General features: G+C 52.4%; 18 protein-coding genes and 1 tRNA gene. 11 read left to right on the forward strand and 8 right to left on the reverse strand.

Annotated elements, in window-relative coordinates:
• From KJB30_RS14920 to KJB30_RS18600, 4 genes are all read left to right on the forward strand, one after another.
• Positions 1–915 carry a dihydroorotate dehydrogenase gene (locus tag KJB30_RS14920; RefSeq protein ID WP_214300747.1) on the forward strand — a complete coding sequence of 305 codons (915 nt, stop codon included), beginning with the start codon at positions 1–3 and terminating at the stop codon, positions 913–915.
• A gap of 163 nt (positions 916–1078) precedes the next feature.
• Positions 1079–1330 (forward strand): hypothetical protein, encoded by a 252-nt coding sequence (locus tag KJB30_RS14925; RefSeq protein WP_214300750.1) that lies wholly within the window; start codon positions 1079–1081, stop codon positions 1328–1330.
• Positions 1331–1405: 75 nt separating this feature from the next.
• A tRNA-Sec gene (locus KJB30_RS14930) sits at positions 1406–1503 on the forward strand.
• Between the two features lie 192 nt (positions 1504–1695).
• Positions 1696–2079: a hypothetical protein gene (locus KJB30_RS18600; RefSeq protein WP_246545719.1), complete on the forward strand. Its 384-nt coding sequence runs from the start codon at positions 1696–1698 to the stop codon at positions 2077–2079.
• Between the two features lie 47 nt (positions 2080–2126).
• Here KJB30_RS18600 and KJB30_RS14945 read toward each other — a convergent pair whose 3' ends face one another.
• Positions 2127–2900, reverse strand: a complete 774-nt coding sequence (locus KJB30_RS14945) for a PEP-CTERM sorting domain-containing protein (protein ID WP_214300756.1) — start codon at positions 2898–2900, stop codon at positions 2127–2129.
• A gap of 1006 nt (positions 2901–3906) precedes the next feature.
• Here KJB30_RS14945 and KJB30_RS14950 point away from each other — a divergent pair.
• Positions 3907–4122, forward strand: coding sequence for a hypothetical protein (locus tag KJB30_RS14950; protein WP_214300759.1), 216 nt, complete (start codon positions 3907–3909; stop codon positions 4120–4122).
• Positions 4123–4208: 86 nt separating this feature from the next.
• Here the strand turns inward: KJB30_RS14950 and KJB30_RS14955 are convergent, their stop codons facing one another.
• Positions 4209–6314 (reverse strand): PAS domain-containing sensor histidine kinase, encoded by a 2106-nt coding sequence (locus KJB30_RS14955; RefSeq protein WP_214300762.1) that lies wholly within the window; start codon positions 6312–6314, stop codon positions 4209–4211.
• A 23-nt stretch (positions 6315–6337) separates the two neighbouring features.
• Positions 6338–6883, reverse strand: coding sequence for a two-component system sensor histidine kinase NtrB (locus KJB30_RS18085; RefSeq protein WP_246545720.1), 546 nt, complete (start codon positions 6881–6883; stop codon positions 6338–6340).
• On the opposite strand from KJB30_RS18085, the gene KJB30_RS18090 reads away from it, so the two are divergent.
• Positions 6875–7084, forward strand: a complete 210-nt coding sequence (locus KJB30_RS18090) for a hypothetical protein (protein WP_246545721.1) — start codon at positions 6875–6877, stop codon at positions 7082–7084. The two genes, KJB30_RS18085 and KJB30_RS18090, sit on opposite strands and share 9 nt — an antisense overlap.
• On the opposite strand, the gene KJB30_RS18095 is transcribed toward KJB30_RS18090, so the two are convergent.
• From KJB30_RS18095 to KJB30_RS14980, 5 genes are all read right to left on the reverse strand, one after another.
• Complete coding sequence (locus KJB30_RS18095; protein ID WP_246545722.1) at positions 7081–8190, reverse strand: cache domain-containing protein; 1110 nt, start codon at positions 8188–8190, stop codon at positions 7081–7083. The genes KJB30_RS18090 and KJB30_RS18095 overlap by 4 nt on opposite strands.
• A 474-nt stretch (positions 8191–8664) precedes the next feature.
• Positions 8665–8937 (reverse strand): PilZ domain-containing protein, encoded by a 273-nt coding sequence (locus KJB30_RS14965; protein ID WP_214300764.1) that lies wholly within the window; start codon positions 8935–8937, stop codon positions 8665–8667.
• Positions 8938–9050: 113 nt separating this feature from the next.
• A complete protein-coding gene (locus KJB30_RS14970; RefSeq protein WP_214300766.1) occupies positions 9051–9368 on the reverse strand; it encodes an RNA recognition motif domain-containing protein in 318 nt (105 codons plus the stop codon).
• A 194-nt stretch (positions 9369–9562) separates the two neighbouring features.
• Positions 9563–10378 (reverse strand): formate/nitrite transporter family protein, encoded by an 816-nt coding sequence (locus KJB30_RS14975; RefSeq protein WP_214300768.1) that lies wholly within the window; start codon positions 10376–10378, stop codon positions 9563–9565.
• A gap of 22 nt (positions 10379–10400) precedes the next feature.
• Positions 10401–11744 (reverse strand): alpha-amylase family glycosyl hydrolase, encoded by a 1344-nt coding sequence (locus tag KJB30_RS14980; protein WP_214300769.1) that lies wholly within the window; start codon positions 11742–11744, stop codon positions 10401–10403.
• A 190-nt stretch (positions 11745–11934) separates the two neighbouring features.
• Here KJB30_RS14980 and recC point away from each other — a divergent pair, with 190 nt between their 5' ends.
• The 5 genes from recC (at position 11935) to KJB30_RS15005 (ending at position 21560) form a co-directional block, all read left to right on the forward strand.
• The gene (recC, locus tag KJB30_RS14985; protein ID WP_214300771.1) at positions 11935–15120 is read left to right on the forward strand and encodes an exodeoxyribonuclease V subunit gamma; all 3186 of its coding nucleotides are present in this window, start codon (positions 11935–11937) and stop codon (positions 15118–15120) included.
• A 206-nt stretch (positions 15121–15326) separates the two neighbouring features.
• On the forward strand, positions 15327–18920 hold the full coding sequence (gene recB / locus KJB30_RS14990; RefSeq protein ID WP_214300772.1) for an exodeoxyribonuclease V subunit beta: 3594 nt from the start codon (positions 15327–15329) through the stop codon (positions 18918–18920).
• 27 nt (positions 18921–18947) lie between these two features.
• Entirely contained in the window at positions 18948–20756 is a 1809-nt protein-coding gene (gene recD, locus KJB30_RS14995) for an exodeoxyribonuclease V subunit alpha (protein WP_214300773.1), read from the forward strand.
• Between the two features lie 167 nt (positions 20757–20923).
• Positions 20924–21223 (forward strand): nucleotidyltransferase family protein, encoded by a 300-nt coding sequence (locus tag KJB30_RS15000; protein ID WP_214300774.1) that lies wholly within the window; start codon positions 20924–20926, stop codon positions 21221–21223.
• Positions 21216–21560, forward strand: coding sequence for a HepT-like ribonuclease domain-containing protein (locus tag KJB30_RS15005; RefSeq protein WP_214300775.1), 345 nt, complete (start codon positions 21216–21218; stop codon positions 21558–21560). Before KJB30_RS15000 ends, KJB30_RS15005 begins: the two co-directional genes overlap by 8 nt.
• Positions 21561–22522: the final 962 nt, after the last annotated feature.

Raw genomic sequence — 22522 nt, forward strand, 5'->3', positions numbered from 1 at the left:
ATGAAGCCTGATATGACTGTCAATATAGCCGGGATGTCCCTGCGCAACCCGGTGATGACCGCTTCCGGAACCTTCGGGTATGGCCAGGAATTCGCAGAATATGTCGATCTGGAAAAGATCGGCGCCTTTGTCACAAAAGGGCTGTCGCTCAAGCCGCGGGCAGGCAATCCCACGCCCCGCATCGTTGAAACTCCGGGAGGCATGCTCAACGCCATCGGTCTGCAAAATGTCGGCATCGATGCTTTCATCGCAAAGAAGGTTCCCTTTCTACGGACAGTGAATACTCCCGCTATCGCCAATTTCTTTGGCTACACTTCGGAAGAATATGCCGAACTGGCTCTCCGGCTGGATTCAATCCCCGAAATTGCTGCCCTGGAAGTGAATATCTCCTGCCCCAATGTCAAGCAGGGGGGCATCGTTTTCGGCACTGACCCGAAATGCGCCTTCGACGTTGTTGCCGCCTGCCGCAAGTCCACAACCAAGCCGCTGATCGTCAAGCTCTCCCCCAATGTCACCGATGTGGTCGCCATGGCCCAGGCCTGTGCCGATGCCGGTGCCGACGCCCTCTCGCTGATCAATACCCTCACCGGCATGGCAATTGATCTGCAGCGCCGCAAGCCGATCCTGGCCAACGTCACCGGCGGTTTTTCCGGCCCGGCCATCAAGCCGATCGCTTTGCGCATGGTCTGGCAGGTAGCACGGGCAGTCAAGCTCCCAATCATCGGCATCGGTGGAATCATGAATGCCACCGACGCGTTGGAATTCATCCTGGCAGGTGCAACTGCAGTACAGGTCGGAACCGCCAGCTTCATCAATCCCAATGCTGCGGAGCAGATCGCTCTGGATATGGAAGCCTGGTTGACGAAAAATAACGTTGGAAGTGTTCAAAGTCTGATCGGAGCGCTGGAATGCTGAGGCGCGTGACATTTCTGAGAAATAGATGATGAGCGGCTTTTATGATGGGGACAGATGTGCCTATGCGGAAGGCACTCGGGACATTGAGATAGCAGTTTAATTTTTTGTTTTGGGATATAGTGTCAGTAGTATGATGTCTGCCAGACCTTGGGGAGATGACTACATGATTCGTTTTGTCGGTGTATTGCTCATAGTGTTGATTGCAATAGTACCAGCGTACGGAGCTGATGTTGCTGTTCGAGCGCGGAAATTGAAAAAGCCTGTGCAAATTGCTTATGTCAAAAAAATCGCACACAATAAATGGGAGATGCGCTATGGATCTCCATCTAACCCTAATGAGTTTGTTTATCATTTTGACGGAGACAAGCGAATCTATATCAATGAGTTTTGCGAATTTCAATTTATCTGGAAATAAATCTCGTCACACTTGAAAGGCAATTTTCTAAGCAGAAACTTTTGCAACTTATGATAAGGTGTAACTTCATTAAACGGAAGCACAACGGTCACTGGTGGGCCGCCCGGTCTTCAAAACCGGAGAGGGGGGTGAGAAACTTCCCTGGTGAGTTCGATTCTCATGTGCTTCCGCCATACATAATCCGGCTTAGTCCGACGATGCAGTATTGAAACCCGTTAGAAATAGCGGGTTTTTTGTTGTCCAGTGTCCAATGTAGTGCTGTTTTGTCTAAGCACATCCTAGGTATGCTGGGGGTATGTCTCGGGGTATCAGGAATGTGATGGGGGTATGTGGCTCTCAAAAAATGGGGGTATTGGGGGTATGTCATGGCACTGAAGGATATCCAGGGTAAGGCGGTAGCCAAAGGACAAGGATTACAAACTAACAGACGGGGAGGGGCTGTTCCTGTTGGTTACGACTGGCGGCGGCAAGCGGTGGAGTTTCAATTATCGCTTCGGAGACAAGGAAAAGCTTCTGGCCATGCCGACACTTGCGGTTTAAAAAACTTTACAATCTACTTCTTAGCCCTTCTCCTTAGGAAACCAATGCCATCAAGGCCAGCGCCGAACAGGAGGAATGTTGAAGGCTCAGGTACTAGTGCACTGTACGGGGTTGGTAGACCAAGAAACATCACTAAAAATATTTCACTTGTTAATTATTACAATAAAAGTACCGGTACCGGCTATCCAGGCACCGCCTTTCCCTGCTAAGGCAAGCCGCCAGCTCAATCAGCCGCAGATTTTTTTACCACCTTACTTCACGTGCTTTTTATACTCCGCAGACTTGCCATGCCTGCCAACCCCGCAAACATCAACATTATGGCCGAAGCCGGCTCAGGCACAGGGGCAGGCCCAACGGGTGCGGGCTCAGTTATAAGAGCAACATCATCAAAGCCGATTATTTCTGACATGACTAGGTAGGGATTGAAAACAAGAAACGATACTTCATATTCTGTGAAATAATATCTGTTACTGTAATCGATAAATCCAGTACTCGCACTTCCAGTAACCACCCCTTTTGTAGGACCGTTTTGAGGCGTACTCCAAGAAACATCATTGTAGCCAAGAAAGTAATTATCTCCCGTAGTAGCTTTCCCTTCGACTTCTATTCTTAAATAACCCTCGTAATAAGACTGACTTTCGCCGAAATATGGCTGATTATCGGGATTCACCACTTCCCAAGCCACAGCGTAATTAAATGAAGCCATAATAGGATTCGAGGGACCTGTCGTAATACCACCGACAAGGTTTGGCCGTTCGGCAGAGGCGACCTGTATCAACGCGAAATTACCGTTCATCGTGTTGTTCCAGGGTGATAAATCCCAGTTTGACGAATATGACGGGGGTATAGTAGCAAACGAGACAACATCCGCGCCTTCTGAAGCTCTCCACCCAGTAAGGTCGCCGGTCGAGAAGTCTCCGTTGGTGATGAGTGAGGCCTGTACCCCCATAGTGGATCCCACCACCAAAAGAACTGTCAGCATCAGTACAGCAAAGGTGCGGTAAAGCGGGATTTCACTCGCAGATCTCATGGCCGTACCTCCTCGAAGATTATTCCTTGCTAAAGCAAAAGACGCTCCAGTTCGTAACACCTCGTTTTTGCGATCATTGCGCCTGGTCGTTATCAGAACTATCTGCATAACTGTAAAAAAGTATTCTGGTCGATTCGGTCTTTTTTACATATTTCTAGTTATTACGCCCGTGTTTGCAAACCTGGACCAGGGTGTCTCGCATGCTGTAGCTGGGCAGAGCTGATTTGAGAAAGGGCGGCAAGGCATTTTGCCAGAAGGGGAAGTGAGCATTGTTAAGAGATTAAAGAAAGGGACGTCTCTTGCCACTTTCGAAAAATGCTCTGTCAACGGAACTCGAACCTGACCGCTTACTGAAGTGGGTCAAGCTTTGACAGGGGAATGAATGAGACTACTTGCTATCGGTGATGTCTATGGCGACTTAAACAAACTTATCAGTTTGATCTATATCATTGCGCCCACAGAAAAGGAAAAAGTTATCTTTCTCCGTGGCTACATCGACCGAGGACCCGATTCGCCTGGCGTGCCCTCCCAAAAAAGTGGATATAAGCGGATTGGGGAACTCCGTTATTTGAACATAATCCCGGGCCAGTATTTATCAGTAGGAGTGGATACTTAACGTCGAGTCAAAAGGGGGTGATCTACTTGATATCCCGCAGAGCCACATCGAATTTATTGCTGGCTGTTTTTTGGAGATCTTCCGAGGGTGCTATCCTGTAATATCTAAGCCTATTCTGATTACATTTTTATACACCCACACAATTAGCTCAAATAATCGTTAAACCCGCATCACAACAGGATTCCACATGAAGTTGAGTGATCCTTGTGCTGTACGTTTTTCTTATACACGTAATAATCCCGAGACTAACCGCCATACTGCCCATTAGCATCTAAATCCTTATTTCATAGGCATTGGAAGCAAACATTCCCACTTCTGATTCTTTTGGCACAGCGGATGCAAATATAAAAGCAAAGCACTTAATCCCACTCAAATATACAGGAGGACGTCATGAGAGCACTTATTACCACCATCATCGCAACAATCATCCCCGCTACGGCATTCGCATCTTCCAGTGCACATGTAGACAACAGCGGCCTCTTCGTCTGGCTCTTCCTCGGTTTCTGTGCTCTGATCATAGCAGCACAGGTTATCCCGGCAGCGCTGATGTTATTCGGGATTGTCAAAGGGGTTACCGGCAAAGTGGAAGCCAACGTAAAAGCATAAGTGTAAGACAATATCTGGATCACAAAGGGCAGGCACCTGATGGTGGCCTGCCCTTTGATTTGGTGGTTCTGAGATTTTGGAGCTACTCAGGCGGTCTCGATCATGATCTCAAAGGCTGCACCACTTCCGGTGTTGAAAGCCGTGATGGTGCCACCCATCGCCTCTATTATGCTCTTGGCCATATACAGGCCTATTCCCGTCCCTTGTACCCCCTTCGTACTGAAGTACGGCTCAAAAAGCCGGGACATTACATCAGGCGCAATGCCACCGGCATTATCTGTAATGATAATAAGCAGATTGTCTGCTTCAGATTTGGATTGGATCTTGATTCGCGGTGTGATCACTTTACGTTCTACAAGCACATCTCGGGCGTTTTGTAAAATAGACATAAGCGCTTGGCAAAATTCATTGAAAAATCCGAAAACCTTACCCTCTTTTTGTAAATCCATCACAATTTCGATTCCTTTATTAGCCATGTCTGCGTTTATTAAAGAAATGGTTTTATTTGCCGCCTCCTGTAGGTTAAACAATCTCTTTTCCTTGTTGGGACGAAAGAAGTTCCTGAAGTCATCAATGGTAGAGGACATGTGTGTAATCTGCTCCATTGCCGTTTGTATGGAAGCGTTGAGATTTTCAGTACTGAGTTGGCCCTGGTCATGGAGCAACTCCAAATGTTGCAGATGCAGCCCGACAACGTTTAACGGCTGGCGCCATTGATGGGCAATGTTGTTGACCATTTCCCCCATGGCAGCAAGACGGCTTTGCTGGATCAGCAATTGATCCTTTTCTCGGAGATTATTTATTGTCTCCATTCGTTGAATGTGCTCCTGTTTCAGTGCCTCCAGTGACTGAGCAAGTTCATTTGTCCGCTGGTTGATGCGATCCTCCAACTGCCCATTTAGTTTCGCCAGCGCCTCCTCTACATATTTACGCTGTGTGATTTCCGTAGCTACGCCAATCAGCTTTACAAGCTTCCCCTCGGAATCAAACTCCCCTTGCCCCATCTCCTCCAGAACCACTATGTGGCCATCTTCATGTACAACCCTGTATTCAACCTCATATTTATTATTCGCAGGGTTAAGTTCCTGAGTGACCCGTTGGACCTGTGCACGGTCTTCAGAACAGATTCGTTCTATGAAATTTTGACCAGTGTCATGGATAGCCTCATCACCAGATAATCCCAAGATCTCGGCACAACTGTCAGACCTGATAACCTTGTCTGTATCTGGTTGCCACTCAAACGTGAAACTCCGGCTAACTTGTAATGCCAATCGCATTCGGTTTTCGCTGTCATGCAAGATTTTTTCAGCTAGCTTCTGCTCGGTAATGTCACGCACGACAGAGACAGAACCCAAAATTTGCCCGGCAGCTCCTATGACAGGAACAGCATTCACCTGTCGGTGCCGGAACTCTCCTGTGGACGGAATTAGCACTATCTCTTCTACATTGGATACCACTTCCCCTGCCAGCGCTCTAAAAGGAGCTGCTTCTTCCGATGGGCGCTGAGTCCTGTCTGATCGAAGAACTTCCACCCCCGCCAAGAGTTTTTCCATTTCTACTTCCGCATTCTGGGGAAGGTCAAAGGCTTCTCGCCCGGAGCGATTGATAAGGACGATCTTGCCATGAGTATCGGTAAACCACACTTCGTCAGTGATACTTTCAAGAAGGGTAGACAAACGATCTTTTTCTTCCTGAAGGCTTGTAACCAACCTTTGTAGCAACTCTTTATCACGTACCCTTTCGGTAATGTCCTCGGTGAATACGGTGATACCATCAGGTGGGTTGAAGTTTCCCCATGGTCTCATTTCCCAACGCTGCCACTGAATTTTGCCATCCTGCCGGACAAAGAAATCCTCATCGGCACTGATGATTTCACCAGTCAGTCCACGTCTGTGAACATCCTTCCATTTTTCTGGGATCTCCGGGAAAACGTCATAGTGAGACAATCCAATCACAGATCCGGTTAAATGATAATCCTCCATCCAGCGACGACTGACAGCTAGGTATCGCATTTCCCTGTCAAACATCGCAACTGCGACAGGCATCTGCTGGATGAAGAATTTGAGATGCTCCTGGGTTAACAATGCTTCTTGAATAATTACTTCGGCTTCATCATTTACCATTTGTTTACCTATAGAGCCTGCCGCAGGGTTCTTGGCTTGCCAGCTACCGTTTTCGCCAGCTCCGAACATCCAGTTTCCGATGAGCTCCTTGCCTAAGAGCGTACCTTTGTTCCAACCCCTATGGCCGCTTCATCATCCACCAATGGAACTGCACAGCTTAACGGCCAATCTTTTGAATGATAATTGTTTTCCGATGCCGGCAAAAGAATTCTGAACGTACTTCCTTTACCAGTTTCGCTATTAATTTTGATTGCTCCTTTGTGACTACGCACAATACCAAGAACTGACGCCATCCCTAAACCTCTGCCAGTAAACTTGGTGGTAAAGAAAGGATCAAATATTTTTGTTAAGGTATCATTGTCCATGCCACAGCCGTTATCTGCTACTTCCATATAAACATACTGCCCCGCGGCAATCTTTTCATCCATCCAGATGTCGTCTCCATAGCTCTCGTCATAGTTTGTGCAACCGGTGGTGATGGTAATTATGCCGCCTTCGTTACTAATGGCCTCTGAGGCATTGATTACCAGGTTCATAATTATCTGACGCATCTGCGTGGCATCCACATTTACAGGAGGCAGGTTGGAGGCGAGGTTGAGCTTTAATTTCGCCTTTTTGGAGATGGATACTTGAAGCATGTGAAGTATCTCCTGCAACAGGAGATTCAAGCTTATGATCTCGATGACAAACTTCCCTTTACCGGCATAGGCAAGCATTTGCATAGCCAGGTCCGCTGCTCTGGAGGCGGCTTTACTGATGTTGTTTACGTTTGTGACAGCCGGAGAGTTTTCATTAAGGCAGTTAAGAGCCAGATCCGCGTTGCCGATGATGACCGTTAAAATATTATTGAAATCGTGGGCAATACCGCCTGCCAGAATTCCGAGGCTTTCCAGTTTCTGAGTATGTATAAGTTGTTTTTCAAGGATACGCCGCTCTTTTCCAGTCCGGACCTGACGGAAAAATCTTCGTGCTCGGCAGATCTGGCAACAGTCGCCAGTCGTTCCAATGGCTTTATAAAAAATCGCCTTGAAAAAAAATGGGTAGTCCACAAGGCGAGGAGCGAAGCAACTGCAAGCATACCTGCCATTATGGCTAAATGTTGATTGGCATTTGCCAATGCCTCACTTTCTGGAATTGAAACACGGATGTACAGGTAAGGTCGTTCGTCAGGATGTAAGCGCAACCGTTTGAATGCCAAAAAGCGCTTAGTCTTATCCATGCCGATTTCGTTGAAAACCCCTTCATCCCTGGGACCTGTCATTCGTTCCCGCAGGTCCTGCCGATCTAAAATCCCTTGCTTTACAACCGGGTGATCCGGATATCGATGGAGCAGCACCCCATTATGGTCCGTGATATTAAGAGCTGAGTTAGGAGGAAGGTGCTGAGCACGGAAGATACTGTTGAAATGGGTCAAGTCAAAAGTGGTGTAGATAACCGCGCTGACATTTCCTGTATCAGTAAGAACCGGGAGCGCAAAATGGATGGCTGGTTTGCCTACAGCACGGCTGATGACATACTCCCCGACGCTAAACCGCTTTGTGCGAAGGGCATCCTTGAAATATTTACGGTCCGCAATTGAAAATGTTGCATTAACCCCTGATGCAATCAAGTTCCCTTGTATGTCCGCTATTCCGATATTTAAACTTGTTGGATTTTTTTTCAGGATTGTTTGCAGAAGTTGCTTGCAACGTTCGGGATCTCTCTGTTTTACCTCAGGAAATTGAGACACGGTGACCAGAAGGGTATGAATACCATTCAGGTAGGCTTCATGCTGGGCGGCTATTGCTTCCGTTGTGACTTGAATTGCATGTTCTGATTCTCTTAGGTCGGTCCTGTATTCCGATATGAGTAGAAAAGCAATTGATGCTGTTACAGGTATACCTGCGAATAGCATTATCAGCAGGAGTTTGGTTCGTATGCGGTAGTCTTTGAAAAAAGAGAGCATTCCTGCCTCCATGGGTAGATGTGATTATCCGCCAATCCTTCGCAGTCCCCTTGGTCGTTCGTAAAGTGGCTCAATTTTTTTTGAGATTTTGATGTGTATAACACGGTTATCTTTAGTAAGAAATAAGATTAAAAGAGTGGAGACATCGTAATTTATACTTGCGTCGAGACAGCGACAGCAGTGCATTAGCGGAAGTATGCCTTAGGTTTGCGAATTAGTGCGTCTGTTGTTCAAGTAGGGGAGAAATGGTTGTTTTTACCGTGGCTGACGAAGGGCGGGGTGCTGGGGAGGAGATGCGGGAACGGATTTTTGAGATTTTTTGTCCTCGGTTGTTCCGAGAGACGTGCTGGTACGGTACTCCAAGGTTTCGTCGATAGATGATGTATCTCCATAGGTCGCTTCCTGCAGACGATCCTTGGAGAGGAGTGGGTAGTCACAGGTTCTGGTCCGCCAGATCGTTCAAAGGGTGTAAGGCTACTTATCCAAAAAGAGGAATTGTAATCCGATACTTTCCGAAGTATGTCGGGAAACGCTGCATTTGAGCTTCCTGTGGTTCAGTTGCGGATCATCAAGCTCAAGTACGCATTGTTCTCCGTTTTTCAAATCTACGGCGGCAGCATTCCGGCAACTCACCAGAACACCTGTTGTTGATATATCCTGCAATTCGCAATCAAGATTTTTTTCCTTGTACTGCAGGATGCAGTGTCGCGAACTATGAATCCTTTCACTTTCCCTTCGTGAAATCATGAATGCCTCCCTGGGAACAGTTTGTATAATTATCGCCTCTTGTCGTGGAATGACAAGAGAGACTGATAAAAAACTGTGCGAAAGGCTCAATGTGATTACTCTCCTTGCTCCGGTTACCTTTTGGCACTGACGTTCCTGGCTTTACCTGTCTTGCTGTCACCTGACGAGCCAGCTTTCTTGCCAAAAACTTTGGTCGACTCTTTCACAGCGATCAAACGATCACCCAGTAAAGCTCCATTCAACAGTCCAATGGCCTCTTTGGCTTCATCTTCGGTAGACATCCTCACATACCCACACCCTCTGAATTCTCCGGTCGGGGGATCTTTTACCAGGTGGACCGAGGTAACAGTACCTGACACGGAAAACAGCTTTCGCACTTCATCCTCAGTGACAGATCCTGCTAATTGCCCCACATATATCTCTACGCCCATTGCAATTTCCTTTCTTGATGTGGCCTGTTTTCGAAATTTAATTCCAACATTGAAGACTATGGCTGGAGGTGCTGGGAGGTAGCGACCTCAGCACATCAACCCAACGTCAGGCAGTTTTGTATCAAGTCGCTTTCCTGTCTGTCTAGATATCGATTGGCACAGTATACATCACCTTTTGATCTTCCCTCGAATTTTCATAATGGCTGTTGACGATAGATGATGTGATATACAAGCCCAACCAGCACACTGCCGCCGACAATATTGCCCAGAATCACCGGTATCAAACTGCCGAAGAAACCGGTCCATGTAATTGTATCTGTTGCCCCTGTACTGCTGAAGTTCTGTAGCAGCATTGCCAGCGGAATCATGAACATGTTGGCGATGCTGTGTTCGAAGCCTGCGGCAACGAATGCAGATATGGGAAAGATAATTGCCACTGCCTTGTCAATGACGCTTCGTCCGGCAAACGCCATCCACACAGCCATGCATACCAGGACATTACAGAGGATGCCCTTGAAGAAGGCTGTCCAGAAAGGCATAGCGACCTTGGCCGCGGCAATCCGGAGATACTCCTGCGCAACAGCGCCGTTGTTCATGTCAGGGTGATGGGAGAGAAACACCAATAGAGCTAATCCGGTCGCTCCAATGAAATTGCCGATGCTGACAATCGCCCAGTTCCGCAGCAGCTCGAACGTGGTGATCTTTTTATCGGCCCATGCCATCACCAACAGATTGTTTCCTGTAAATAGCTCCGCACCTGCGACAATAACGAGAATTAATCCTATTGAAAAAGTGACGCCTCCGAGAACTTGTTTGGCAGCAAAGCTTAATGCCGGGTCGGATTTGACAATAACGAAGTAGAGCGCGCCCAGACCGATAAAGGCTCCAGCCAGCACACTCAGCATCAGTGTGGGAATGAGCGGCAGGCGAGCTTTGGTTACACCGATGGTTTCAATCCGCACAGCAATTTCTTTGGGTGAGAATGCATCAAAACCGAAGATTTCAGACATGGGCGTGTCCTTTCAGCTTACATTATACCCCATACACCACATATCCCCTCTGTGGTGCCTCAATCTCACACCAGCCACCCCCGTTTGTCGTGATCGTCTGCGGGTCGTAGATCCTGTCCTTTGCCCGCCACGCCAGGGGCTTCAGCGGCTTTCCATTGAAACTTGTCTTTACTGAATGTCTGATGGTCCCACCGGAATTATTCAAGGCAAACAACAGCCCGGGCTGGGTCCCGGCACCGGTGCGCTCCATGGCGTAGAATGTGTCATCCACATACAGGATGTTCGTTCCGCCGCCGGCGTGGCTCTCATGCACCTGCACCAGGCGTTCGATGCCGCTCGGTTTTCCTGGCTCGGCCAGCCCGTAGCGGTAATAGTCCTTCCAGAAAACGCAGGGATATCCTTCATGGGTGAGGATGTAGGCGTAGGCCAGCAGCTTGTCACTGACGATTTCGTCGTTGCCGTCGCCGCGGAAATCGTGGTTGTCCACAAAGGTGACTGCCTCGAAGGGGCGGTCCTTCATCAGTACGCCGCCGGCGGCCAGGGTTCGCAGGCTGAAACTGCCGTTGTCGCAAAGATCCTTCAGCCGGTAACGCAACGGAAAATCAAAGGCACCGATACGGTGCTTGGCCCAGTTGTTGACAGAATCGAGCCAGCTGTCGATGAATTCATCTCCTGCCCAGCATTCGCCGACGCCGAAAATCTCCAGCTTCTTGTTGTCCCGGGTGTAGTTACGATCATGGATCGCCCGCACGATCCAGGCTCCGAAGCCTTTGACAAAGTCGTAGCGGAAGCCGTCGAAGCCGATCTCTTCGATCATCCATTTGGCATGGTTGAGGATGCCGGTGGAGACGCGGGGGTTGATGTGGCAGAGATCGGGCATGTCGCCGAAGGCCACATCATCAAATTCCCGGTAGGGTGAGGGGTTGAAGCAGGTCCAGTCCCGGGTGAAGCGATTGCTCTGCGGGTTGAACAGGGTCCAGCGGTCCTGTCTGGCGATGGGATTGTATTCCTGTTGATCTGCACCATTGTTGTGATTGAGGATCAGATCGGCATAGGCCTTCATCTTGTGATCGTGAACCGCCTGGATCAATACTTTCAGGTCATCTTTCGAGCCGAACCAGGTCCGTGTCTCTCCCGGTCGTACAGACTTCTGGACATATTCTCCCAGGTCGTAGTAGTCGTAGACGTCATAGCCCATGGATATACCGCCGATGTTGGCCGCCTTGCTTGCCGGAGGCAGCCAGAGTGCGCTGAAACCTGCCTGCTGCAGTTCGCCCAGTTTGCTTGCAACGTGATTCCACCAGGCGTATTCCTGTCCTTCTTCCCGTGGACAATCCCAGTAAAATGCCTGCATCAAAACGCCCATTGAAAAACCTCCTTCAGGGGGATGATCTTTAGATTTTAATTGTTTAATATACCCTCCGGGGCAGGGGTGGCAAGGCAATACAACCGACCAAAAACATTTATCAGCCCCGGTTTCTCTGGTATTGTGGGTCAGTTTCGAGTTTTAGAGTCTCAGGTTGGAAGTTCCAGGTCCCCGCCTTTAGAGGAAGCTTATGCCCCTGCACATTCATACAAGCAACCGGATGGAACATCTGGTCGATGCACTTTCCGGCATCCTTAGGAAGCCGTTGTCGGCCCCCTTCGAGCCGGAGGTGATCGTTGTCCAGAGCAAGGGGATGCAGCGCTGGCTGGCCATGGAGCTGGCCCGTCGTTTCGGTGTGTGGGCCAATTGCCTCTATCCATTTCCCAACTCCATGGTCTGGCGCCTGTTCCGCGAGATAATGCCGGAGGTGCCGGAGACATCCGCGTTCAGCGCCGAGGTCATGACCTGGAAGATCATGTCCCTGCTGCCCGCTCTGCTTGATCAGGAACAGTTCTCTCCACTCAGGCGCTATCTCGATAATGATCCTGACGGGCTCAAGCTTTTTCAGCTGGCCCAGCGCATTGCCGATACCTTTGACCAGTACACCCTGTTCCGCCCGGAAATGCTGCTTGGGTGGGAGGAAGAGACTGGCGGGGAGGAGTGGCAGGCTCTTCTGTGGCGTGAACTTGCCAGCCAGGGAGAGGGGCGGCACCGCGGCAGGCTGAGGGAAGAGTTTCTTGACAGGGTGGCGTCATCGCCGTCCCCTGCACCCCTTCCTCAACGGATTGCCGTCTTCGGCGTCTCCTATCTTCCCCGCTATCATATGGAGATTTTTGCAGCAGCGGCCCGGCTGACCGAAGTGAACCTGCTCCTGCTCAGCCCCAGCCGGGAGTATTGGGCCGATATCGTCAGCAGCCGTCAGCAGGTGCGGCTTCCCGCTGCGGAGCGTGACCTGCGCATTGAGGGCAACCCGCTGCTGGCTTCCCTGGGCAGGCTGGGACGCGATTTTTCGGATATGGCCATTGAGCTTGGCGAAATTGCCGCGGGGCAGGCGGATCTCTACGCTGACACCGACCGCCAGACCCTGTTGAGCGCCCTGCAGTCCGATATCCTCAACCTGCATGGTGCCGATGTCCCTGAAAAGGAAGCAATCCGGCCCGATGACGATTCGCTGCAGATCCACTCCTGCCATACTCCCATGCGGGAGATAGAGATTCTCCATGACAATCTCCTGGCCCTGCTGGAGACAAAACAGGGGCTGCAGCCGCGGGATATCGTCGTCATGACCCCAGACATCGAAACCTATGCTCCCTACATTACGGCTGTTTTCGGGGGAAATCACGACGACGCGCCTGCAATTCCCTATTCCATCGCCGACCGGAGCCTGACCTGCGAAGGAGAAATCGCCGGTCTGCTGTTGAAGCTTTACGGTTTGGCAGGCAGCCGCCTCTCCCTGCCCCAGGTTCTGGATGTTCTGGAATCTCCGGCAGTTGCCCGAAAATTCGGCTGCAGTGAAGATGAGCTGGAAACCATCCGCGACTGGCTTACCCGCACCAGAGTGCGTTGGGGCATGGATGAGCATGACCGGGAGCGTTTCGGTCTCCCCTCGTTCCGGGAGAATTCCTGGCGGGCCGGCCTGGACAGGCTGCTCCTGGGGTATGCCCTGCCGGAGCGGGAAAAGCTTCTCTTCAACGGTATCCTTCCCTACGACGAGATGGAGGGGAACACCTGCCTTGCCCTGGGCAAGCTGGCTGCTTTTGTGGATCTGGTCGCTGAGACTGCCGGCACTCTCGGAGCTGGCCGGACTCTGCAGGAATGGCGCGAGCGGCTTTGCCGGCTGCTGGACGATTTTGTCGAGGCCGACGAGGAAACTGCCCATGAACTGACCGCAGTGCGGGGTGTGATTGAAAGCCTGGCGGACATAACTGTCCAGGCGCAGTTCTCCGGAAGGGTGGAGCCGGCGGTGATCAAGTCGTGGCTGACGAACCGCCTGACCAGCGAAGAGAAGGGGTATGGCTTCATGTCCGGCGGAGTGACCTTTTGCGCCATGCTGCCCATGCGCAGCATTCCCTTCAGGGTGGTGGCGCTGGTCGGCATGGGTGACGGCTGCTTTCCGCGTCAGAGCCGCCCCCCGGCCTTTGATCTGATCGCCCGCTATCCGGTCAGGGGCGACCGCTCCCTGCGGGACGAAGATCGCTATCTTTTTCTGGAGTCGCTTCTTTCGGCGCGGGAGTGTTTGTACATCAGTTATGTCGGGCAGAGCGTGCGGGATAACAGCGACATTCCTCCTTCTGTGCTGGTCAGTGAACTCATCGATGCCATCACGCGCGGATTCGTTTCCGACGGAGAAGGGATCGAGGAGCGCCTGGTCACCAGGCATGGTCTGCAGGCCTTCAGCAGCAGTTACTTCTCCTCGGATTCGGCGCTTTTCAGTTATTCGAGCGATAACTGCACCGCTCTGACGGAGAAATACGGGACCCGATGGCAGCCGTCTGAATTTATCTCCACCCCTCTTGTGCCCCCGGGTGATGAGTGGCGGGAGGTGCCGCTCGACCGGCTGGTGCGTTTTTTTCGCAACCCGGCCCGCTTCTTTCTGGAGAACCGTCTGGGGATCCGCCTGGAGCAGGTCGAAGCACCGCTGGAAGAGCGGGAGCCGTTTCAGGTGGACCATCTGGCCGCATATGGCCTCAAGCAGCAGCTGCTGAATGAATTTATCGCCGGCAGTGACGCGGAGCATCATCTCACCGTCGCCTCCTGTCAGGGAATCCTGCCTCCGGCCCGGCACGGGCGACTTGTCTTTGAAAAAATAGCTGCAGAAACAGATGCTTTTGCAGAGATTGTCAGCGCAAGGATTGCCGGTGCAGCACCTTTGGCACCACTGGATGTGGATCTGGAGGTGAAAGGCTACAGGCTGACCGGCCGGCTCGATCGGATCTGGCCCTGCGGCATGATCCGCTACCGCTGCGCAACCACCAAGGCCAAGGATCAGATTTCCGCCTGGATCGAGCATCTCGTCCTCAATGCAGTTGGTTGCGCAGGATATCCCCTGCAGACTTCGCTGCTGATGACCGATGGCTGCATAGAATTCTCTGCCGCGGTCGATGCCGGCGGCATACTTGGAGATCTGCTGGACCTGTACTGGCAGGGGCTGACCATGCCGCTGCGCTTCTTTCCCGAATCAGCGTTGGAGTATGCCAAAAAGCTGGAATGGAACCTTAATCGGGCACGGGCCAAATGGGAGCCTGCCTACGGGCGGGACGGGGAGGGGGACGATCCCCACTTTAGGCTCTGTTTCGGGGATGTGGATCCTTTTACCGCAGAATTTGAAGAGATCGCCCGCTCTGTAATGGAGCCGCTAATGTTGAATCGCACTTAGTTTTATAATTTGAAACTTTACAATATTTAAAAGATCTAACTGCAAATAGAACGCGGATGACGCGGATTGAGCGGATTTACGCAGATTTCAAAACCTATTCTTTCTTTGTTTTATCCGCTAAAATCCGCTTGAATCAGATTTTATCCGCGTTCCATTGCCTTTGACTTTTCTTGTTTGGTTCCGGCTTCGCCGGCTTAGGACAGGCAATGAATGAACTTGATCACCTGCATATCGAACTCTCCGGAAGACACCTGATCGAGGCCAGTGCCGGCACCGGGAAAACCTATGCCATCGCTTGCCTCTATCTGCGTCTGCTGATTGAAAAGGATCTGCTTCCCGAGCAGATTCTGGTGGTGACCTACACGGAAGCGGCCACCAAGGAGCTGCGTCACAGGATTCGCAGCCGGATTCGTGAGGCGCTGGAAGTCATGGGGGGCGCAGCCAGCGGGGATGCTTTTCTGCTCGGCCTGCTGGCGGCAGCAGATTCCGTGGAGAGTGGCAGGCAGCAGGCCGGGGAACGTCTCAAGCGCGCTCTGGCCATGTTCGATACCGCTTCCATTTTCACGATCCACTCTTTCTGCATGCGGGCGTTGCAGGATCACGCTTTTGAGAGCGGATCTCTGTACGATACCGAACTTGTCACCAGCCAGACTGAGCTGCTCAGGGAGATCGTCGATGATTTCTGGCGCTCCCGGTTTTTTGCAGAACCTGCGCCACTGCTCGGTTACGCCCTGCAAAGCAAGTTGTCGCCCGATGGCCTGCTGGAGTTTCTTAAAGGGATGCTGGGGCCCCGGCTGGAAATCGTGCCCCGCTTTACTGAAGGTGAGATTGACGCCATAGAGGAGCGCTGTCGCGCCGCCTTCAACAAGGTCCAGGAGGAATGGGCGCGCTCCCGCGGCGTGGTGGAGGACATCCTGCTGAACAGCAAGGAGCTTGGACGGGCAGCGGACAGCTACCGGCTGAATGATGTCGTTCCGGCCCTGCTTGCCGGTCTCGGGACACTGGTGGAGGGGGACAATCCCTTTGCGCTCTTTTCCGGCTTCGAGAAATGCTGCCTTTCCGCCATCATCAAGGCCACCAAGAAAAACAAGGTCCCGCCGGAACATCCCTTTTTCAGCTGCTGTGAAGAGCTGCTGACCGGAGTGCAGGAGCGATTTCTGGCCCTGCGCTGGGAGGTGATAGCCTTTGCCGCCGAACGCCTGCCGCTCCTCAAGCGAAAGGCGAATGTCCGTTTCTTCGATGACCTGCTCGTCGACGTTTCTGCAGCACTGCAGGGTGAGGGGGGAGAGGCGTGCGCCGCCAGCCTGGGACAGAAATATCCTGCCGGACTGATCGATGAATTTCAGGATACCGACCCGCTGCAGTACGACATCTTCCGCAGGATCTATACCGGGAAGGGGAAGGTCCTCTTTCTTATCGGCGACCCCAAACAGGCTATCTACAGTTTCCGGGGGGCAGACATCTTCGCCTACCTGGAGGCGGCTTCCGATGTGTCTGACGATAATACCCACACCCTGACCGGCAACTGGCGCTCCACACCGCGATTGCTTACCGCCTTCAATACCCTCTTCGAACGGCGCTCTCCCTTTGTTTTCGACAAGATCAGCTACCATCCGGTCTCTTCCGGAAAACCGGAGCACCGGGAAGAACTGCTGCTGGACGAAAACCATGCCCCGCTGCAGGTCTGGCATTTGCCGCTGGGCGACCAGGGCAAGCCGCTGACTGTCGGAGAGGCTGCCGACTGTATTCCCCCTGCCGTCGCGGGTGAAATAGTTCGACTGCTGCAGGCAGGCAGGGAGGGAAAGGCACTGCTCCACGGACGTCCATTGGTGCCCGGTGACATGGCGGTGATCGTGCGTACGCACCGGGAAGGGAAGTGCATCCAGGATGCGCTGCGTGCTGTGGCCGTTCCCAGTGTTATGCGCAGTGAACAGAGTATTTTCGGCACTGACGAAGCGGGTGACCTGTATACCGTTCTCAATGCCCTGGCAGACCCGGGCAACGAGTCCAAGGTCAGGGGCGCTCTGGTGACGCCGCTTTTGGGCAAAAGGGGTGACGACATCGCCCGTTTTCTGGAAGATGAGCAGGCCTGGGAGGAGATGCTTTCCCATTTCCGCGACTATCATCATGCCTGGCTGGAGCGTGGCTTCATGGTCATGTCCCGCTGGCTGCTCTCCAGGGAGCGGGTCAGGGGCAGGCTGCTTCAGCGACCCGACGGCGAGCGCAGGCTTACCAATGTGCTGCACTGTCTGGAAGTTATCCATTCTGCTGCCCATGAAAAGGATCTGGGAATGGAAGGGGTGCTGGCCTGGTTCGGCGGCCGGATCAACGGCGGTGAGAATGCAGAGGAAAACCAGATCCGTCTGGAGACCGACGAACAGGCGGTCAGGATCGTCACCATCCATGTCAGTAAAGGACTGGAATATCCGGTGGTGTTCTGCCCCTTTCTCTGGGGCGGGGTGCGGCAGGGAGACGATGTCGTCAGCTTCCACAACGGGTTCACCATGGGCAAGGATTACGGTTCGCCCGACCTGGGTAAACATCAGCTGCAGGCCAGCCGTGAAGCGCTGGCTGAAAATCTCCGCCTGTTCTACGTGGCGCTGACCCGCGCTAAATTCAGATGCTATCTGGTTGCCGGCAAGATCGACGGGTCACGAGCAACAAGCAAACCGGAAACCTCTGCTCTGGCATATCTGCTGCACTCTTCCACAGCAGAACCGGTTGCTGACCTGGTCGGAGAACTTGCCGCCGAGGTACGTTCGCGTTCTTCAGCAGTCATGCTGGAAGATCTCCAGAAACTTGAAAGTGCGGCACCGGGGGCAATCGCTGTGCAGGAGATGCCCGAAGGAATCGCCGACAGCTGGCAGCCTGTGCTTGACCCTTACAGCTCTTTTATTTGCCGTAATTTCAATGCTGTGATCGGCAATGACTGGCGCGTGGCCAGCTTTACCTCCTTCGCACAACACAATGCCGCTCCTGGCGAACGGCCGGACCGGGATGAAGGGGGTGCCCTCCATGCTGTATCTCCTGCGGCTGGCGATGTTGTTGGCGGCACAAACATCTTCACCTTTCCCAAAGGCGCCCAGGCCGGAATCTTTTTGCACAGCCTGTTTGAGGAACTCGATTTTGCCGACGCTACCGGGGAAAAAAACCGACCCCTTGTGGAAAAGGGGCTGGCCAGGTATGGCTATGAGCCGGAGTGGCTGGAGACAGTATCTTCCATGGTGGCGAACGTCATCGCCACTCCCTTGCCCGGGCCTGACGGCGCATTTACCCTGTCAGGGCTGCGACCGGGCGCCTGGATCAGTGAGCTGGAGTTTTTTTTCCCCCTGCGTTTCGTTACCTCCGATCTGTTGCGGGATGTGCTGAAGCGCTGGAACGGAACAGCCGCTCCAGATGAACCCGACTATCTACGCGCGCTGCATTTCAAGCCGGTGCGCGGCATGGTGCGCGGCTTCATGGACATGGTCTTCGAGCACAACGGCAGGTACTATCTGCTGGACTGGAAGTCGAACCACCTGGGGTACCGGGTGGAGGATTACGGCCAGGCAGCACTGCGGGAAGAGATGGGGCGCAAGCTGTACACGCTCCAGTACCAGCTCTACACGGTTGCCCTGACTCGCTACCTGGCCTTGCGCGTGCCGGGGTTTGATTATGCTTCCCATTTCGGTGGAGTCATCTACCTCTTCTTGCGCGGCATGAACCCTGAACATGGGGCCCAGTTCGGGGTGTATCATGACCTGCCGCCGGTGGAGCTGATCGAGGAACTGTCGGATCTGCTGGTGGAGTGCGAAAGTTAGGAAAAGTAACCCAGTAACAGGACATCCATGCAATTTGAACTACGACCCATAGACCGCCATTTTGCCCGTTTCCTGCAGCGTCAGGCGGCTGTTGCGTCACCGTGGCTTGAGCTGGCTGCTGGTCTGGTGAGCAACGTCACCGGTGATGGGCACATCTGTCTGGACCTGGCTGAGATTGCCGGGCGTGCCATTGTTGTGGATGGAAAGGAGCAGGTTTTTCCTCCTCTTGCGGAGTTGCGGCAGTGTCTGGAGAGAAGCGGGGTCGCCGGTGCTCCGGGTGAATACGCGCCTCTGGTTCTGGATAACTCTTCCCGCCTCTATCTGTACCGTTATTGGGCGTATGAACAGCAACTGGCCGATATCATCAGCCGTAAAGCCTCTTTCGGTGAGGCACCCCTTGACGAACAGCTTCTTAAGAAGGGACTGGCCCGGGTCTTTCCGGGTCAACGCGGAGAAGATACGGATTGGCAGAAAGTGGCCGCTGTGGCTGCTTTGCGGAAAAAGTTCTGTGTCATTTCCGGTGGGCCGGGTACCGGCAAAACTTCAACCGTGGTCAAGATACTGGCGCTGCTCATCGAACAGGCCCAGGGGAAGCCGCTGCGCATCGCGCTGGCAGCGCCCACCGGCAAGGCTGCCGCCCGGCTGAAGGAATCGATCAGCGCCATGAAAATGAAGCTGGATTGCAGCGAGGATGTGCGTCAGCTGATTCCCGACAGGGTTGTCACCATCCATTCGCTGCTTGGGGCCATACGCGGTTCGATCCACTTCCGCCATAACGCCTCTCATCACCTTCCCTTTGATGTGGTGATCATTGACGAAGCTTCCATGGTGGCACTGCCTCTGATGGCAAAACTGGCCCAGGCATTGGCTGATGATGCTCGCCTTATTCTGCTCGGTGATCGTGATCAGCTCGCTTCGGTGGAGGCGGGCGCAGTCCTCGGAGATATCTGCGGCAACGGCCGGGAGGCTCTGTTTTCCAGGAAGTTTTCTGACCTCACCGGCCGGGTGGCCAACGAGGTTGTTCCTGCCGTGGATCCGGAGGTACTGCCCGCGCTGGCCGATAGTCTGGTGGTCCTCAAAAGGAATTACCGCTTCGGTGCCGAGAGTGGTATCGGCATCCTGGGCAGGGCAGTGCGGGACGGAGAAGGTGACCTTGCCCTGCGGCTTTGCCGGGAGCAGGAAAATGGGGAGGTCGTCTGGAATGATCTGCCCGATGCACCGATGCTGAAAAGGGCGTTGGCTGAAACTGTGGCGAGTGGATACCAAAGCTGTCGTGCAACTGATCTGCCTGATGAAGCGCTGTCCCGGCTGAATGAGTTCCGGGTGCTGTGCGCACTGCGCCAGGGGCCGTTCGGTGTTGCCGGAATGAACAGCCTGATCGAGGAAGTCCTGACTGAGCGGGGGCTGATCGATCCCCGCAGCCGCTGGTACATCGGGCGTCCCCTGATGATCACCGTCAATGACCATAACCTGAAGCTGTACAACGGCGATGTGGGCATCATTCTGCCTGATCCTGAAGCAGTCGGGAGGGTTCGGGCCTGGTTCACCACACCCGAGGGAACGGTGCGCGGCATCTCTCCCTTGCGGCTGCCGGCCCATGAGACGGCCTGGTGCATGACTGTTCACAAGAGCCAGGGGAGCGAGTTTGCCAGGGTGCTCCTGCTGATTCCCCCCCATGACACGGAAATTCTTTCCCGCGAGCTGCTTTATACCGGCATTACCCGAGCCCGGGAATCAGTTTCCATCTGGGGTGATCCCCATGTGTTTGCTGCCGCAGTTGCCAGAAGAATCCAGCGTGCCTCCGGGTTGGAGGATGCGCTTTGGGAGTCGGCATAACGCCGGGTTGGCGCGGTAGGTTCCAGGGCCGGTCCAGCCGTGAGTTGATATGTCGGCCGCGTGGGAACGGGAGATGGCTTGAAGAAGGGCGGCCAGTTGGTCCCCCTTCTTGTATTTTGGACGGTGCAAACGTATACTCCGGTTAATAAAACTCAAGGAGCAGCGGTATGGTCAATAACAGAAACGATATCATCACGTTTTTGCAGACGCACAAGGATGAAATGGCACAGCGTTTCGGTGTTGTGAGTATCGGTCTCTTCGGCAGTTATGCCAGGGGAGAGGCTAGTGAAGATTCCGATATCGACATTGCCATAGAGATCATGTCTGAAAAAAAAACCTTGGGGAATTTCCTCGGTATAAGACGCTATCTCGAGCAGCAGTTCGGCAAAACCGTTGACCTGGGGATAGAAAGTACGTTGAAGCCGTTGGCACGTGAAATGGTAACTCGGGAGATTATCCATGTCTGAACGTCCGCAACTTCTTTATTGTCAGGATATTTTGGAATCAGGCGCGGCAATACTTTCATATGTACAGGGTATAACCTGTGATGCCTTTGTTCAGGATCGCATGCGTTACTCGGCTGTAATTAGGGAGTTTGAGATAATCGGCGAGGCTGTGGGTAAGCTGTCAGTGGAGTTGAAAAGCGGGTATCCGGAGATATCGTGGCAGGACGTAAAGGATTTCCGTAATCTGCTGACGCATGAATATTTTGGGGTTGATCTGGAGATTGTCTGGAATACTGTTCGCGACGATTTACCGATGTTACTGGGGGCTGTACAGAAGATAGTGACTGGAATTAAGTAAGGTGTTCCCACAATTCTTGCTGGAGCAGGAGCCGTGGGTGTCGTTGATCCTGCGTGGCTGATGGTTTGTTGACTTTTTATAAGCAGTCTCATACTGTTGCGGTGGGCGCTGACGTGATCTTTCTTTCTTCGACAATTCCCTCAATGAATGCAAAGTGATCGGCACGGCGCAGGTCTAATTACTAATAGTAATCAACGTGCATCGCAAATTGGTTCACAAATCGAGGTACTAAGAAATGAACTATTTAAGCTTCAAATGTTGATTAATGACCATTAGCCCCGCACTGAACTAAGTAGAGTATTCCGGGGACATCCATATTTAATTTGAACGAAAGGCGGCCAATCGGCCGCCTTTCCTGTTCGCCACCAAGCCACAACTCTTATCTCTCCAACAACTTCCTCGAAAGACCCCGCAGTTCCGCATTTGCCTGCGCAACCACCTTTTTCTTTACTAGATGAAATAATACTCCTGTTCCGTCGTTGTCAGGGGCAACCCTTCAAGCCTCTTTCTAGGACTCGAACCACCAATGTACCGTTTAACATCTCATCCTTAGGCCATATTGCCGTTCTTTCAATCTCAAAATCTCGCCGTAGCCCTGCTACGCTTGCGGTTCTGCTCAATTAGAGGCAACAAATCTAACCTAAGCCTGAGCGTAAATTTGGTACATAGGTAAATTCCGCGTTCATTAAACAACTCCTTCAGCTAAAAGGCAGGACAGTTTTAATAAAGTGCGAGACAGAACAAAGGCTTTTCTTAGGCCGTGGCCTGGGGTGACAGCCGTAATAATCCGAGAAATATAAAACATATAATCCGAGAAAAAACATGTATAAAACCGAGAAAAATTGCCAGGCCTGCCTTTGTCGGCATTATACTCAAATAGAGATCAAATAACACATTCCCCCATGCTCCCACAGCGGGATTCTAGGTTTATTCTGTCAACATCGGATTGTGTTTGTAAGACT

Source organism: Pelotalea chapellei, assembly GCF_018531195.1.
Lineage (GTDB): Bacteria > Desulfobacterota > Desulfuromonadia > Geobacterales > Pseudopelobacteraceae > Pelotalea > Pelotalea chapellei.

Bases quoted from the DNA above. Each gene is read 5' to 3' on its own strand.
- KJB30_RS14920 (WP_214300747.1), top strand. From the start codon at position 1: ATGAAGCCTGATATGACTGTCAATATAGCCGGGATGTCCCTGCGCAAC.
- KJB30_RS14925 (WP_214300750.1), top strand. From the start codon at position 1,079: ATGATTCGTTTTGTCGGTGTATTGCTCATAGTGTTGATTGCAATAGTA.
- KJB30_RS18600 (WP_246545719.1), top strand. From the start codon at position 1,696: ATGGCACTGAAGGATATCCAGGGTAAGGCGGTAGCCAAAGGACAAGGA.
- KJB30_RS14945 (WP_214300756.1), bottom strand. From the start codon at position 2,900: ATGAGATCTGCGAGTGAAATCCCGCTTTACCGCACCTTTGCTGTACTG.
- KJB30_RS14950 (WP_214300759.1), top strand. From the start codon at position 3,907: ATGAGAGCACTTATTACCACCATCATCGCAACAATCATCCCCGCTACG.
- KJB30_RS14955 (WP_214300762.1), bottom strand. From the start codon at position 6,314: ATGTTCGGAGCTGGCGAAAACGGTAGCTGGCAAGCCAAGAACCCTGCG.
- KJB30_RS18085 (WP_246545720.1), bottom strand. From the start codon at position 6,883: ATGCTTCAAGTATCCATCTCCAAAAAGGCGAAATTAAAGCTCAACCTC.
- KJB30_RS18095 (WP_246545722.1), bottom strand. From the start codon at position 8,190: ATGCTCTCTTTTTTCAAAGACTACCGCATACGAACCAAACTCCTGCTG.
- KJB30_RS14965 (WP_214300764.1), bottom strand. From the start codon at position 8,937: ATGATTTCACGAAGGGAAAGTGAAAGGATTCATAGTTCGCGACACTGC.
- KJB30_RS14970 (WP_214300766.1), bottom strand. From the start codon at position 9,368: ATGGGCGTAGAGATATATGTGGGGCAATTAGCAGGATCTGTCACTGAG.
- KJB30_RS14975 (WP_214300768.1), bottom strand. From the start codon at position 10,378: ATGTCTGAAATCTTCGGTTTTGATGCATTCTCACCCAAAGAAATTGCT.
- KJB30_RS14980 (WP_214300769.1), bottom strand. From the start codon at position 11,744: ATGGGCGTTTTGATGCAGGCATTTTACTGGGATTGTCCACGGGAAGAA.
- recC (WP_214300771.1), top strand. From the start codon at position 11,935: ATGCCCCTGCACATTCATACAAGCAACCGGATGGAACATCTGGTCGAT.
- recB (WP_214300772.1), top strand. From the start codon at position 15,327: ATGAATGAACTTGATCACCTGCATATCGAACTCTCCGGAAGACACCTG.
- recD (WP_214300773.1), top strand. From the start codon at position 18,948: ATGCAATTTGAACTACGACCCATAGACCGCCATTTTGCCCGTTTCCTG.
- KJB30_RS15000 (WP_214300774.1), top strand. From the start codon at position 20,924: ATGGTCAATAACAGAAACGATATCATCACGTTTTTGCAGACGCACAAG.
- KJB30_RS15005 (WP_214300775.1), top strand. From the start codon at position 21,216: ATGTCTGAACGTCCGCAACTTCTTTATTGTCAGGATATTTTGGAATCA.